The 14,756-nt window shown below is 71.9% G+C and carries 11 protein-coding genes; 2 read left to right on the forward strand and 9 right to left on the reverse strand.

Annotated features, from left to right (window positions below; all coding sequences use genetic code 11):
- Positions 1-3 precede the first annotated feature (3 nt).
- The 8 genes from fumC to IFY26_RS07885 all read right to left on the reverse strand — a co-directional run bounded on the left by fumC (position 4) and on the right by IFY26_RS07885 (position 9,390).
- Positions 4-1,404, reverse strand: coding sequence for a class II fumarate hydratase (gene fumC / locus IFY26_RS07850; protein WP_232548438.1), 1,401 nt, complete (start codon positions 1,402-1,404; stop codon positions 4-6).
- Between the two features lie 84 nt (positions 1,405-1,488).
- Positions 1,489-2,391 (reverse strand): patatin-like phospholipase family protein, encoded by a 903-nt coding sequence (locus tag IFY26_RS07855; RefSeq protein ID WP_332836173.1) that lies wholly within the window; start codon positions 2,389-2,391, stop codon positions 1,489-1,491.
- A 223-nt stretch (positions 2,392-2,614) separates the two neighbouring features.
- Entirely contained in the window at positions 2,615-3,076 is a 462-nt protein-coding gene (locus IFY26_RS07860) for a hypothetical protein (RefSeq protein ID WP_232548439.1), read from the reverse strand.
- On the reverse strand, positions 3,073-3,756 hold the full coding sequence (locus IFY26_RS18160; protein WP_232548440.1) for a trimeric intracellular cation channel family protein: 684 nt from the start codon (positions 3,754-3,756) through the stop codon (positions 3,073-3,075). Before IFY26_RS18160 ends, IFY26_RS07860 begins: the two co-directional genes overlap by 4 nt.
- 12 nt (positions 3,757-3,768) lie before the next feature.
- Positions 3,769-5,568 (reverse strand): dipeptide ABC transporter ATP-binding protein, encoded by a 1,800-nt coding sequence (locus IFY26_RS07870; protein ID WP_232548441.1) that lies wholly within the window; start codon positions 5,566-5,568, stop codon positions 3,769-3,771.
- 11 nt (positions 5,569-5,579) lie between these two features.
- Positions 5,580-7,283 carry an ABC transporter substrate-binding protein gene (locus tag IFY26_RS07875; RefSeq protein ID WP_232548442.1) on the reverse strand — a complete coding sequence of 568 codons (1,704 nt, stop codon included), beginning with the start codon at positions 7,281-7,283 and terminating at the stop codon, positions 5,580-5,582.
- 50 nt (positions 7,284-7,333) lie between these two features.
- Positions 7,334-8,326 carry an ABC transporter permease gene (locus IFY26_RS07880; protein WP_232548443.1) on the reverse strand — a complete coding sequence of 331 codons (993 nt, stop codon included), beginning with the start codon at positions 8,324-8,326 and terminating at the stop codon, positions 7,334-7,336.
- Complete coding sequence (locus tag IFY26_RS07885; RefSeq protein WP_232548444.1) at positions 8,323-9,390, reverse strand: ABC transporter permease; 1,068 nt, start codon at positions 9,388-9,390, stop codon at positions 8,323-8,325. Before IFY26_RS07885 ends, IFY26_RS07880 begins: the two co-directional genes overlap by 4 nt.
- 197 nt (positions 9,391-9,587) lie before the next feature.
- Here IFY26_RS07885 and IFY26_RS07890 point away from each other — a divergent pair, with 197 nt between their 5' ends.
- Together IFY26_RS07890 and IFY26_RS07895 are read left to right on the forward strand one after the other, a co-directional pair.
- Positions 9,588-10,769, forward strand: coding sequence for a M20 metallopeptidase family protein (locus IFY26_RS07890; RefSeq protein ID WP_232548445.1), 1,182 nt, complete (start codon positions 9,588-9,590; stop codon positions 10,767-10,769).
- 208 nt (positions 10,770-10,977) lie between these two features.
- Entirely contained in the window at positions 10,978-11,976 is a 999-nt protein-coding gene (locus IFY26_RS07895) for a hypothetical protein (RefSeq protein WP_232548446.1), read from the forward strand.
- A 144-nt stretch (positions 11,977-12,120) separates the two neighbouring features.
- Here IFY26_RS07895 and IFY26_RS07900 read toward each other — a convergent pair whose 3' ends face one another.
- Entirely contained in the window at positions 12,121-14,331 is a 2,211-nt protein-coding gene (locus IFY26_RS07900; protein ID WP_232548447.1) for an NADP-dependent isocitrate dehydrogenase, read from the reverse strand.
- Between the last annotated feature and the right edge of the window lie 425 nt (positions 14,332-14,756).

Raw genomic sequence — 14,756 nt, forward strand, 5'->3', positions numbered from 1 at the left:
GCCTCAGCCGGCGGACGGGTGCGTCATGTCCATCGGCACGACCCAGGCGTCGAACTCCTCCGCGGTGAGCTTGCCGGAACGCAGCGCCGCCTCCCGCAGCGTGGAACCGGTCTTGTTGGCGTCCTTCGCGATGGCGGCCGCCGCGTCGTAGCCGATGTGGCGGTTCAGGGCAGTGACGAGCATCAGGTTCGAGCCCAGGTTGGCCTCGATGCGCTCGTGGTTGGGCTCGATGCCGGCGGCGCAGTGGTCGGTGAAGGACGCCGACGCGTCCGCCAGCAGCCGGATCGACTCCAGCACCGCGTGGGCCATGACCGGCTTGAACACGTTGAGCTGGAAGTTGCCCTGCGTGCCCGCGAAGCCGACCGTGGCGTCGTTGCCGAACACGCGCGCGACGACCATCGTGACGGCCTCGGACTGGGTGGGGTTCACCTTGCCCGGCATGATCGAGCTGCCCGGCTCGTTCTCGGGGATGCGCAGTTCGCCGATGCCGTTGCGCGGGCCCGATGCGTACCAGCGGACGTCGTTGGCGATCTTCATCAGCGCCGCCGCGAGCACGCGCAGCGAGGAGCTGACCTCGACGAGTGAGTCGTGGGCGCTGAGCGCCGCGAACAGGTTGGGCGCCTGCGCGAACTCCAGGCCGGTCTCCTCGGAGATCTTGGTCGCGGTGAGGCGTCCGAAGTCGGGGTGGGCGTTGAGGCCGGTGCCGACGGCGGTGCCGCCGATGGCCAGCTCGCGGGCGCGGCTGTCAGCGTGGCGGATGCCCGCGAGGGCGAAGTCGAGCTGGGCGACCCAGCCGCCGAACACCTGGCCGAGCGTGACCGGTGTGGCGTCCTGCAGGTGGGTGCGGCCCACCATCACGACGTCAGAGAATTCCTCACCCTTGGCGGCGAGCACATCGCGGAGCCGCTCGACCGGCGCGTAGAGGCGTCCGTTGAGCTCGCTGACGACCGCGATGTGCATGGCGGTGGGGAACGTGTCGTTGCTGGACTGGCCGCGGTTCACGTGGTCGTTCGGGTGCACCGGCTTCTTGGACCCGCGCTCGCCGCCGGCCAGCTCGATGGCCTTGTTGGAGATGACCTCGTTGGAGTTCATGTTCGACTGCGTGCCCGAGCCGGTCTGGAACACCACGAGCGGGAACTGGTCGTCGAGCCCACCGGCGATGACCTCGTCGGCGGCGCGGACGATGAGATCGGCCACGTCACCCGGCAGCTCACCCAGCTCGCCGTTCGCCTGCGCGGCGGCCTTCTTCAGCACGCCCAGCGCGCGCACCATCGCGCGGCCCCAGACAAACGTGTCACGGCCGATGTCGAAGTTCTCGATCGAGCGCTGCGTCTGCGCGCCCCAGTAGGCGTCGGAGGGCACCTCAATGGTGCCCATGCTGTCGTTCTCGGTGCGGGTGCTCATGGATCCCACCGTACCGAGCACGGCCCGGCCGCGGGGCGCGTGGGGGGCATCCGGGTGATGTCCCCCGGTGGCCGCCGCGTCCGGTCAGGCCGTCTCTGGGCCAAGGCCGAGGAACTCCCGCCAGGCCGGCACCTCGCGCTCGGCCTGCTCCAGCCCGAGGGCGTGCGCCTGGGTGAGTTTCGCGAGGTCGCGCTCGCCGTTGCTGACGGGCATGTGGTCGGGCACGAAGACGAACGCGTCCCCGGAGTCCTCCAGCGCGAAGACCTCCTCGCGCGTGGCGTTGTAGCGCAGGTGGCGCGTGACCAACGCGTCCGCGACCGCCGGCCAGCGGCGGAAGTGGCGGCGGTAGAACCACGGGGCGGGCAGGGGACCCTTGGTGTAGCCACGCTCCTGGGTGAGCACAATGAAGAATTTCGTGTACCCGGCGGCCCGGGCGGCGTCCAGCGCGATGCCCCCGCTCGTGCCGAGCGCGCCGTCGACGTAGAAGTCACCCTCGATCTCCACAGGAGGCATCACGACGGGCATGGTGGAGGACGCCTGCACGCGGGGCAGGATCTCGTCGAGCGTCCGCAGATCCGGACGCCCCCAGGTGATTGTCGCGCCATCGGAGCAGCGCAGTGCCTGGATGGCGAGGTCGGCGGGGTGGGAGGCGAAGGCGTCCATGTTGAACGGCAGGAGCCCGTCCGGGCCGGAGGTCTGCCGGTAGATGTACTCGGCGTGGAACAGCCCCTTGCCCTGCACGAACGTGCGCCAGTTGCCGAAGTTGGGGTCGGCCGCCAGGTCGATGAAGGACGCCCGCGCTCGCCACGGGTCGGAGCTCAGGTAGTTCAGCGTGTTCGTCGCGCCCGCAGAGATGCCGGCCACGAACGGGAACACGATGCCCTGTTCGATGAGTTTCACCACGACCGCCGCGGTGTAGCTGGCCCGCATCGCCCCACCCTCGAAGATGAGGGCCACCTTCTCCACGTTCGCCTGCGTCGGGGTGATGCGCTGGGGTGTGGGACGCCCGGGGGTGGCCGTGTGGGGGTCGTGCGGTGCGGGGGAACTCACCCGATCCACCCTAGCCGTCGCCGCTGGGCGCCGGGATGCAGCCCCCCGCGACCGGCATTTGGACCCGAGGAAATGGCGCCATGGCGCCATTTCCTCGGGTCCAAATGCGCAAGGAAGGGGGAGCCGCCGCAAGCGCAGGGACGCCGCCGCAGCGCAAGCGTCAGCGGACGGCGCGGGGGCCGACGATGGTGACGCCGTACGGCCGCACCCGCTCGATGAGCCCCCGGTCGGCCGTGGCCAGGGTGATCGCGTTGCCGGGCCCGGACGCCCACGCCGCGCACCGGTCGACGATCGCGTCGTCGCCCGAGCTTGGCGCGTGGACGACCGTGATGACGGGGGCCTCCGGTGGAGGCGCGTCCAGGGCGGGGGCGTCCGTGGCGGGCGCGTCCAGGGCGGGGGCCGCAGGCGGATGCCGCAGCAGGTCGCTCTCGGGCACCCCGGCCCGGGCCCGGCCCTCCAGCACGACCTCGACCCGATCGTGACCCGCAAGGACGGGATCCCCACCGGTCGCCCGGGACGCCAGCGCCTCGACGAGCCGGCGCGCGGCCCCGGCCCGATCGCGCCACCAGCCGTCCGGCACCGAACCGACGACGTTTGCGGCGTCCACCACCAGGACCTTCATGACCGGCTCCGACGCCGCCGGCCGAAGCGGCGCACCGTCACGCGGGGGAAGCGCAGGGTGACGTCGAGCGGCTCGGGCAGCATCCACCCCAGCCGGCGTGCGGCCAACCCGAGCAGCAGGCACAGCCCGATGGACGCCCCCATGCCGAGATCCGGCTGGCCCAGGCCCGCCGCGCCGAACGCCACGGCGCTGCCCCCGATCGCGAGCGTCGCATACAGCGTGTTGCCGCCGAACACGCGCGGCGTCTGGCCGACCACCACATCGCGCACCATGCCGCCGCCGACGGCGGTGATGACGCCGAGCAGCACCGAGGGAACTACGCCCAGCCCGGTGCCCGTCGCCTTGAGCGTCCCGGTGGCCGACCAGCAGCCCAACGCCAGCAGGTCGGCGACGACGAGCAGACGGCGGCTCACCGGGCCGTCCAAGTGCAGGACGTACGCCAGCGCCGCGGCCACCAGCGCGCCCGAGAGGTAGGCGGGGTCGGTGAGCGCGACGGGCTGGCCGGCGTCCAACAACACGTCGCGCAGCATGCCCCCGCCCAGCGCCGAGATGATGGCGAGCGTCGCGAACCCGAACAGGTCGAAACGGCGCGAGCGTGCGACCGCCCCGCCGAGCAGGCCGTTCGCCACCACACCGAGCACGTCCACGAACCGGAAGACGTCCCCCGGATCCCACCCCACCCGCCGCGCCCCTCAGCCGGCGTGGCGTGCGGCGCGGCGCTCGGCCTGGCGCGCGGGGTCGGGCACGGGGACGGCGGCGATGAGGTCGCGCGTGTAGGGATCCTGGGGGTCCAGCAGGACGCGCGACGTCGGCCCGGCCTCCACCACGCGTCCGGCGTGCAGCACGTATACGCGCGTCGACACCTCCTCGACCACCGCCAGGTCGTGGCTGATGAACAGGCAGGCGAACCCGAGCCGCCGCTGCAGGGCGAGGAACATCTCCAACACGGCCGCCTGCACCGACACGTCGAGGGCAGACGTGGGCTCGTCGGCGACCACCAGCGCCGGATCGAGCGCGATGGCGCGGGCGATCGCCACGCGCTGGCGCTGCCCGCCCGACATCTCGTGCGGGAACCGGCCTGCGAGTGCGGGATCGAGCTCCACCAGGCGCAGCAGCTCGGCCACGCGTTCGGCCCGGGCCGCGGCGCCGAGGTCGGCGTGCAGCACCAGCGGCTCGGCGATCGACGCGCCGATGGTGGCGCGCGGGTTGAGCGAGCCCGCCGGATCCTGGAACACGATGCCCGTGCGTGCCTGGATGCGGCGCCGTTCGGCCGGCGCCAGGCCGTCCAGGCGTTGGCCGAGGATGCGCACCTCCCCGCTCGTGGGCGGCTGCAGCGACGTCACGACGTTCGCCAGCGTCGACTTGCCCGACCCGGATTCGCCCACGAGCCCGACGACCTCGCCCGCGTCGATGCGCAGGTCCACGTGGTCGAGCGCATGGAACGGCCGGCGGCCGCGGCGGGTGTAGGTGACCGTCAGGTCGGTGAGGGCGACGACCGGGGCGGACGCGGCGGGCTCGGCGGGCCCGGTGGGGGGCCGGGTCGCGACTGGCTCGGCATCGGCAACGGCGGCGGCGTCGACGGCGTGGTCCACCAACCCGGCACCGAGCCGGGGGACGGCGTCCAGGAGCATGCGGGTGTAGGGGTGCTCGGGGTGCGCGAAGATGTCCCCGACGGCGCCCCGCTCGACGATGACGCCCTCGCGCATGATGACGACGTCGTCGGCGATGTCGGCGACGACGCCCATGTCGTGGGTGATGAGGATGACGGCCATGCCGGCGCGGGCCAGATCGCGCAGCAGGTCGAGGATCTGGGCCTGCACGGTGACGTCCAGGGCCGTGGTGGGCTCGTCCGCGAGCAACACCTCGGGCTCGTTGGCCAGCGCCAGCGCGATGCAGACCCGCTGCACCTGCCCGCCGGACAGTTCGTGCGGATAGGACGCCAGCACGCGCTCGGCGGTGCCGGACGTGGCGCCGCCCCCGGCACCCGCGGCGTCCGCGGCGTCCGCAGCGCCCGCAGCGTCCGCAACAGCCCCGGCGTCCGCCCCGAGGCCGACCTGACCGAGCAACGTGACGGCCCGGTCACGGGCGGCGGCCGCGGACATCCGCCGGTGTGCCGCCAGCGCCAGCCGGAACTGGGCGCCGATGGTGAGCAGCGGGTTCAGCGCCCGCATGGGCTCCTGGAACACCGCGGCGACGCGGGCGCCGCGCACCGCGTCCAACACCGGCCGGGGCGCCCCGATGAGTTCGGTGCCGTCGGCCAGTTCGGCCGATCCGCTGACCGTGGCCGCACCCGGGGCCAGCCCCACGAGCCCCATCGCCGTCACCGACTTGCCCGAACCGGACTCGCCGAGCAGGGCGACGACGCGGCCGGGCACCGCCGTCAGCGACACCGCGTCCGCGGCGCGGACGCCGGGGAACGTGACGGTGACACCGGTGGCGGTGAGCACGGGACGGGTGGGGGTGGGGGCGTACGCCCCGGGTGCGGTGGTCACGGTCGGCTCCCTCAGCCCTCGACCGACAGGACGAGGTAGTTCGGGTAGGCGGGGAACGGCTCGACGTAGTAGTTGCCCACCGCGCTGCCCCCGATGAAGGAGTTGCGGGCGAACGCCAGCGGCACGCTGGGGGCGTCCTCGGCGATCATGCGGTCCACCGCCGCCCACATCGGGCCGGCGACCTCCGGATCCTCCTCCGCGGCCGCCGCGTCGATGGCGGCGTCCACCTCAGGGTTGGCGTAGCGGGAGGTGTTGTACCCGCCCTGGCCGATCTCGGCGGAGTGGTACAGCGGGCGCAGGTTCGCGTTGGGCGACGGGTAGTCAGGGTTCCACGAGCCGAGCGCCAGGTCGTAGCTCGACCCGTCGCCCTGGGTGGCGCGCTCGCTGAACGTGGCCGACTCCACGGCGTCGATGGTGACGTTGATGCCGACGCGGGACAGCCCCTGGGCGATGGCCTCGGAGCGGGCGACGGAGTCGGAGTCGTTGCGGGTCAGCAGCACGAGGTCGAGGCTGCTGACGCCCGCCTCGTCGAGCAGGGCCTGCGCGGCCGCCACATCCCCCTCGGGCTCGGTGCCGTAGAGGGCGTACTCCTCGCGTCCGGGGATGCCGGGGGAGATGTACGTTGTCGCGATCGCTCCACCGCGCTCGCCGCCCATGGCGATCAGCACGGCCGCCTTGTTGACGGCGTAGTTGATGGCCTGGCGCACGCGGACGTCGGCGACCCGCTCGGTGTTGATCGACAGGTACTGCAGCGGGCCGGGGTCGGACGTGACGATCCGATCCTGGCTCGCGGGGTCGCTGGCGAGCTGCGCCAGCGTGGACGCCGGCACCAACGAAGCCGAGATCGCGTTGGCCGGCTGATCGTTGAGCAGACGCTGCGTGGTGGTCTGCGTGTCCTGGCCCAGCTGCCACACGATGGTGTCGGGCTCGGCCGTCCGCATCTGGTCGATGTCGCTCGACCAGTACTCGTTGCGCTCCAGGCGCACCTCGACGCCCACGTTCGCGCTGGCCACGCGGTACGGCCCGGACGCCACGGGCTCGCGCGCGTAGCTCTCGGGGTCGTCCTGCGCCTCCGGCACCGGCGAGAAGGCCGGCGTGGACGCGATCCAGGGCCAGTCGCCGGCCGGCTGGTTGAGGTGGAAGGCGATCGTGGAGTCGTCGACGACCTCGATGGAGTCGAGGTGCTGACCCTCGTACGGGCCGGTGTAGCCCTCGCCGCCGGCCAGGAGGGCGCGGTGGTAGGTCAGGCCACCGGAGAGCGCCGGGGCGTAGGTGCGCTCGAGGCCGTACTTGATGTCGGCGGCCGTGATGGGCGTGCCGTCCTCGAAGAACAGCCCGTCGCGCAGCGTGTAGGTCCAGGTGAGGCCGTCGTCGGAGACGGTGCCGGTGTCGGTCGCGAGATCGGGGACAACCTCGACCTCCTGGCCCGGCTCGACGCGCCACGTGGTGAGGCGCCGGTGCACCAGGGCCAGCGACGTGACGGCCATGGACTGCGACTTGGCCGGGTCGAGGTTCAGCTCGTTGCTGCTGGAGAGCACCTGCAGCTCACCGGCGGCTGCGGGCGCCTGCGTGCCGGTGTCGGTGCCGACCGCGCCGGTGTTGCGGGACGGGTCGTTGGCACCGCACGCGCTCAGGGCCAGCATGGCGCCGGCGGCGAGGGCGGCCGCGGCGGCGCGCAACCGGCGGCGTCGCGGATGGGGGGAACGGGGGAGCATGGTGTCCCTTTCTGTGGTTGGCGACCGGGGCGTCCGGCCTGGTTCTGGGGCTAGATCCGTGGATCCAGCACGGTGGCGAGGATGTCGGCGACGAGGTTGGCGAGGATGACGATGGCCGCGGCGAACACGGTGACGCCGACGATGACGGGCAGGTCGGTCTGGCCCACGGCGTCCATGAGCAGCGAGCCGACGCCGGGCATCGAGAACACGCGCTCGGTGATCACCGCGCCGCCGAGCAGCGCGCCGAGGTCGAGTGCGACGAGCGGGATCACCGGGGTCAGCACGTTGGGCAGCACCTGACGGCTGATGACCGTCCGCTCGGTCAGGCCGAGCGAGCGGGCCATGCGAACGTAGTCGAGACCCAGATTCTCCAGCATGTGGCCGCGCACGAGGCGGGCGTAGACGGCCGCGTTGATGAACGCCAGCACCGTCCAGGGCAGCACGAGATGCCAGGCCCAGTCGATCGGCGAGGTGGAGAACGGCACGTAGTTGGCCACGGGCACCATGTCGAGGGTGAACCCGAACACGAGGATGCCGAGCAGGCCCAACAGGTAGCTCGGCGCCGAGACGCCGACGACGGTGAGCGCCATGATGCCGCGGTCGGCGAACGTGCCGCGCCGCAGCGCCGAGACCATGCCGGCGAGCACGCCCCCCAGCAGCCACAGCACGGCGGCGCCGATGGCCAGGGAGGCGGTGACGGGGGCGCGGGAGGCGATGAGCGACGTCACGGGCGCCCCGAGGCGGAAGGAGTAGCCGAGGCACGGCGCGTCGCAGTGGATCGCGCCGGCCCCCTCGCCGAACGTGCGGCCCGCGACGATGCCGGTGAGGTAGTTCCACACCTGGGTGTACCAGGGCTGGTCGTAGCCGAGGAAGACGCGGGCCGACTCGAGGCGGTCGGGCGTGCAGGGGCGTCCGCAGGCGAGCAGCGCCGGGTCGGCCGGCCACGCGGAGAACACCATGAACGTGAGCGCCACGATGATGACGAGGACGAGCAAGGTCTGGGTCGCGAGGACGCCGATGCGGGCCAGCGTGCGGCGGTTCATGAGCCCACCTGCGTCGTCGGGTCGAGGGCGTCACGCAGGCCGTCGCCGAACACGTTGAAGGCGTACGTGACGAGGAACAGCGCGGCGCCGGGGAACAGCAGGTACCAGGGGTCGGTGGCGATCCAGTTGACCGCGTTCGAAATCGTCCGGCCCCAGGACGCCGTGGGCGGGCGGACGCCGACGCCCAGGAAGCTCAGGGCCGCCTCGGCGCCGATCTTGCCCGGGATCGAGATGGTGCTGAACACGATGATCGTCGCCCACAGGTTGGGCAGGATGTGCCGCCCGATGATGTGCGCGTTGGACGCCCCCAGGCTCCGCGAGGCCCGGACGAAGGGACGCGCGCGCAGCGACATCGTCTCGGCGCGCACCACCCGGGCGATCGACGGCCACCCGAACACGCCCAGGATGAGCACCATCAGGAGCACGCGGTTGAAATCGAACGGCACGATCGCGCTGATCGCGATCATGAAGATCAGGCTGGGGAAGCCGAGCATGACGTCGATGAAGCGGGACGCCAGCACGTCCGCCACCCCGCCCACGTAGCCGGCGAGGATGCCGATCGCGACGCCGATGGCGACGCTCAGCAGCGTCGCGCCCAGGCCGATGACGATCGAGATCCGGGCGCCGTGGACGACGGTGGCGAACAGGTCGCGTCCGGTCTGCGGTTCGACGCCGAACGGGTGCTGCAGGCTGACGCCGCCGAGCGGCCCGGCGGGGACGCCGTAGGGGTCGAGCAGGTCGGTGTGGTAGGTCTCGGTGTCGACGCCGAGGGCGCCGGTGATGAGGTCGGCGAAGACGACGGCGAGCAGCGTCAGGGCGATGAGGGCGAGGCCGACGAGGGCGGCGCGGTCGGTGCGCAGGCGCGTCCAGACCCGGGTTCCTGGCAGCGGACGCCGCGCGGACCTGCTGTCGCCGGGGGCGCCGTCACTCGAGGCGCTGCGAACGGGCAACTCGCCGGTCTCGGGGGTGGTGGGGTGCGTGCTGGGGGCCCCGGACGGCTCGCCGGCGTGGCCGGTCAGCTCTGGCTGTGCCCGGTCGGAGCGGGGCGGTTCGGTGGGGGGCAAGGGGGTTCGCTTTCGACGGCGGGGCTGGGACGTGTCACGCGCTCGGCGCGCACGGACAGACCCGCGCCCTTCGACGTCCCTCCCGGTGCGGAACCCCGCGTTCAGGTCGCTTCACGTGTGTGCCAACGCCACGGTGCCACGGTTCATTCCGCCGCCGGCGACGTTTCACCATGTGGCGGCTGTCTAGGGTGGGGGTCATGGACTTCACCGCCGCCGCCGCTGACCTCTCCGACGACCTCGTCGCGCTGCGTCGCGACCTGCACCGAATCCCCGAGCTCGGGCTCGAGTGCCCCGACACCCAGGCCGCGATCCTCGCCGCGCTGGAGGGGCTCGACCTGGAGATCACGACCGGGACGGGCTGCACGTCGGTGACGGCGGTGCTGCGCGGGGGGCGTCCGGGCCCGGCGGTGTTGCTGCGCGGCGACCTGGACGGCCTGCCGGTGGCCGAGCAGGCCGACGTCGACTACGCGTCAACCAACGGCCGCATGCACGCGTGCGGGCACGACCTGCACGTGGCCGGCTTGGTCGGGGCGGCGCGGCTGCTGGCCGCGCGGCGCGAGGAGCTGCCGGGCACGGTCGTGTTCATGTTCCAGCCGGGCGAGGAGGGCTCCGGCGGTGCCCGCGTCATGATCGAGGAAGGGGTGCTGGACGCCGCGGGCGAGCGCGTGGTCGCGGCGTACGGCGTCCACGTGGCCACGGGGGAGTACGGGCGGTTCTCGACGCGGACGGGGCCGCTGATGGCGGGCGCGAACGAGCTCGACATCACGGTGCACGGACGCGGCGGGCACGGCTCCCAGCCGCAGACGTCGCTCGACCCGGTGCCGGCCCTGCTGGAGATCGGGACGGCGCTGCAGGCGATGGTGACGCGGCGGTTCTCGGTGTTCGACCCCGTCGTGCTGACGGTGACGCAGCTGTCGGCCGGGGAGGCGCGCAACGTGATCCCCCCGTCGGCGTCGCTGGGCGCGACGGTGCGGACGCTGTCGCAGGCGTCCATCGACACGCTCACCGAGGAGACGCGCCGGCTCGCCGAGGGCATCGCCGCCGCACACGGGTGCACGGCCTCGGTGGACTTCCGCGTCGACTACCCGGTGACGATGAACGACACCGACGAGGCAGCCTTCGTGGGTGACGTCGTGACGGAGCGCTTCGGCGCCGAGCGGTTCGAGCTGATGGCCGACCCGCTGATGGGGTCGGAGGACTTCAGCTACGTGCTGGAGCAGGTGCCGGGGGCCTTTGTGTTCCTGGGCTGCACGCCGCCGGAGACGGACTGGACGACCGCGCCCTGGAACCACTCGCCGTTGGTGGTGTTCGACGACGGCGTCCTGGCCGACCAGGCGGCCCTCCTGGCCGAGTTGGCCTGGCGCCGCCTCGAGCGCTGAGTCCCTGCTCGCGTCTGGGGGTGGTGGGGTCGCTCCTGGATGGGCATTTGGACCCGAGAAAATGGCGCCATGGCGCCATTTCTTCGGGTCCAAATGCCGCCTCGTTGCCGCTGCGCGTCCACCCTGCCAACACCTCGACCCAAACGGACAACACCTGAGCTGTGGATAACTGCTGATCCGAGCTTGGGCGTGGCGCACGCTCTTCTCCATGACACAAGCCTCGGAGCGCATCGACCTGCGCATGGTTTCCGGAACCACCCGCGCGCAACGCGCTGTCGTCTCGCGGGTGGAACACGCCCGCCGCCTGGCCGCGGCCCTCGAGTTGGCGGCCACCCACGGCGGTGTCCTCACCCGGGCCATGCTGCTGGACGACGGCATGACCACGGGACAGATCCGTTCTGAGGTCGAGCGGGGCGCGTTCCAGCGCCTCGGACGCCACACGCTCGGCCTCACCGGCCGGGAACTCACCGAGGCAGCCACCTGGTGGAGGGCTCTGTGGGAGTCGGGGCCGCGGGCGGTGCTGGACGGGCCGACGGCTCTGCTCGCCGCCGGCCTTCGTGGCTGGATCGAGCCGGTGATTCACGTGAGCGTGCCGCACAACACCGCGCCGCGCAGCATTCCCGGGGTGCAGCACCGCCAGCTGCGCGACCTCGGTGCCGTCGCCGGGGCCGGCCTGCGTCACACCAAGCCCCACGTGGCGGTGATCCGGGCGGCCCAGTGGGCTGCTACCGACAAGGCGGCGGCCACCCTCATCGCGATGACGGTGCAGCAGCGCCTGGTCATGCCCGCGACCCTGCTCGCCCACTGGCACTCGGTGATCTACTCGGCGCGGCGCCCGGTGCTCGATGGGGTGATCCGTGATGTGTGTGACGGTGCCCACTCCCTGAACGAACTCGACTTCGCGGCGAGGTGCCGGCGCCGCAGGCTCCCCGAACCCACGCGCCAGGCAGTGCGGGTCAGCGACAACGGCCGGGTCTACCTGGACGCGCTCTTCGAGCCCGAGGGCGTCCACGTCGAGATTCAGGGTGCCGGCCACTTCGAGGGGACTGCAGGTGTCGCCGACGCGTTGCGGTTCAACGGCCTCGCCATCCGCGAGCCAGGGGTGGTGCGCCTGCAGATTCCCGTGTTGGGGCTGCGGACGGATCCGGACGCCTTCATGGACCAGGTCGCGGCCGCACTCGCCGCGTCCCGCAAGCGCGCCAGCTGACGCCCCCACCCCCTCCAGCGTCGCCCATCGCCGACGCAAGAGCATTTGGACCCGAGGAAATGGCGCCATGGCGCCATTTCCTCGGGTCCAAATGCCAAATGAACGAGGGCGCACTCCCAACCCCACCCGCCGGGGGGTGGGTGGTCAGACGCCGGGGGAGGACAGCCGCGCGATCACGTCGTTGAACGCCTGGGACGGGCGCATCACGGCGGTCGTCTTGTCGGCATCCGGGCGGTAGTAGCCGCCCAGGTCGGCCGGGGAACCCTGGACGCCGATCAGCTCCTCGCTGATCAGCTCCGCCTTGCCCTCCAACTCCGCGGCGACGACGCCGAAGATCTCGGCCAGCTCCGGATCGGCGTCCTGCTCGGCGAGCTCGCGCGCCCAGTACGTGGCGAGCCACGCGTGGGAACCGCGGTTGTCGATCTGGCCGACCTTGCGCGCCGGCGACCGGCCCTCGTTGAGCAGGGTGCCGGTGGCGGCGTCCAGCGCCTTGGCCAGCACGGACGCGCGCGGGTTGTCGGACGTCCGGGCCAGGTGTTCGAGGCTCTCCGCCAGCGCAAGGAATTCACCCAGGGAGTCCCAACGCAGGTAGTTCTCCGCCTCCAGCTGCTGCACGTGCTTGGGCGCCGAGCCACCGGCACCGGTCTCGAACAGCCCGCCGCCGTTCATGAGCGGCACGACCGAGAGCATCTTCGCCGACGTCCCCAGCTCGAGGATGGGGAACAGGTCGGTGTTGTAGTCGCGCAGCACGTTGCCGGTCACCGAGATCGTGTCCTCACCCCGACGGATGCGCTCGATGGACGCCTGCGTCGCCTCCACGGGGCTCATGATCGAGATGTCCAGGCCCTCGGTGTCGTGCTCGCCCAGGTAGCGCTCGACCAGCGTGATCAGGTTGCGGTCGTGCGCGCGCTCCGGGTCGAGCCAGAAGATCGCGGGCGTCCCCGACACGCGGGCCCGGGTCACGGCGAGCTTCACCCAGTCGCGGATGGGGGCGTCCTTGGTTTGGCACGCGCGCCAGATGTCACCGGGGGCCACGTCGTGCTCCATGAGGACGTTGCCGGCGGCGTCCACCACCTGCACCTTGCCCGACGTCTCGATCTCGAACGTCTTGTCGTGGCTGCCGTACTCCTCGGCCTTCTGCGCCATGAGGCCGACGTTCGGCACCGAGCCCATCGTGGTCGGGTCGTAAGCACCGTTCGCCTTGCAGTCGTCGATGACGGCCTGGTACACCCCGGCGTAGCTCGAATCGGGGATGACGGCGAGGGTGTCCGCCTCCTCGCCGTCGGGGCCCCACATGTGGCCCGAGGTGCGGATCATGGCCGGCATCGAGGCGTCCACGATCACGTCGGAGGGGACGTGGAGGTTCGTGATGCCCTTGTCGGAATTCACCATGGCGAGCTTGGGGCCCTCGTCGAGCTCGGCCTCGATCAGGCTGCGGATCGCGGCGCCGTCCTCAAGGGCGTCCAGCCCGGCGAGAATCGCGCCGAGGCCGTTGTTGGGGCTCAACCCGGCGGACGCCAGCGCGTCGCCGTACTGCGCAAACGTCTTCGGCAGGAAGGCGCGCACGACGTGGCCGAAGATGATCGGGTCGGAGACCTTCATCATCGTGGCCTTCAGGTGGACGCTGAACAGGACGCCCAGCTCGCGGGCCCGCTCGATCTGCTCGGCGAGGAAGCGGTCGAGGGCCGCCGCGCGCAGGACGGTGGCGTCCACGACCTCGCCCTCCAGCACGGGCAGCTTCTCCTTGAGGACGGTGACCGCTCCGTCAGAGCCCACGTGCTGGATGCGCAGCGTGTCGGCCTCGGGCATGATCACCGAGAGCTCGCCGGCGCGGAAGTCGTCGGCGCCCATGGTGGCCACCTCGGTCTTCGAGTCGGACGACCAGGCCCCCATCGAGTGTGGGTGGGAGCGGGCGTAGTTCTTCACGGCCAGCGGGGCGCGACGGTCGGAGTTGCCTTCGCGGAGCACGGGGTTCACCGCCGAGCCTTTGACGGCGTCATAGCGGGCGCGCTCGTCGTCGGAGGCGGCGTCGTAGTCGGGCAGGTCGTACCCGAGCGCCTGCAGCTCCGCGATGGCGGCCTTCAACTGGGGCACCGACGCCGAGATGTTCGGCAGCTTGATGATGTTGGCTTCCGGCGTCTTGGCCAGCTCACCCAGCTCGGCGAGGTCGTCGGCGACCTGCTGCTCGGCCGGGAGCCGATCCGCGAACGCGGCGAGGATGCGCCCGGCCAGCGAGATGTCACGCGTCTCGACCTCGACGCCCGCCTGGCTCGCGAACGCCTGGACCACCGGCAGGAATGAATGCGTCGCGAGGAACGGTGCCTCGTCGGTCCAGGTGTAGATGATCGTGGCCATGCGGATCAGGGTCCTCTCGCTGCCGGGCAGGGTCGGTGCCAGCCTATGCGAATCGGACGCCGCCGCGTGCCGGATGCGGCCGGTCCCGAGGGCTGGGGCGGCGTCCGTCCGGGTGGTTGCCGCGGTGGTGGACGCCGGCCGGGGCGTCCGCGTCGACAACCCATGCGCAAGCACGCCGTGTCGACGCGACCGGGGCGTCCGTGTCGAGAACCCATGCGCAAGCACGGCTCGTCGATGCGCTGGGCCGCTCGTTGTCGGACGAGGCGCCATGCCGTGCACTTGGTGCACTCTGCCCTCACCTGGCGCACCCCGAAACGACCTGGCGCAGTCGACCTCACGTCGCGGCCCGTGCGCGGCCCGCCACGTGAGCGGCGCTGCGCCACGTGGGGTTGAAGTGCGCCCCGTGCCGTTGAACTGCGCCACGT

Origin of the sequence: Propioniciclava soli (assembly GCF_014858005.1) — a bacterium.
Taxonomy (GTDB): domain Bacteria; phylum Actinomycetota; class Actinomycetes; order Propionibacteriales; family Propionibacteriaceae; genus Propioniciclava; species Propioniciclava soli.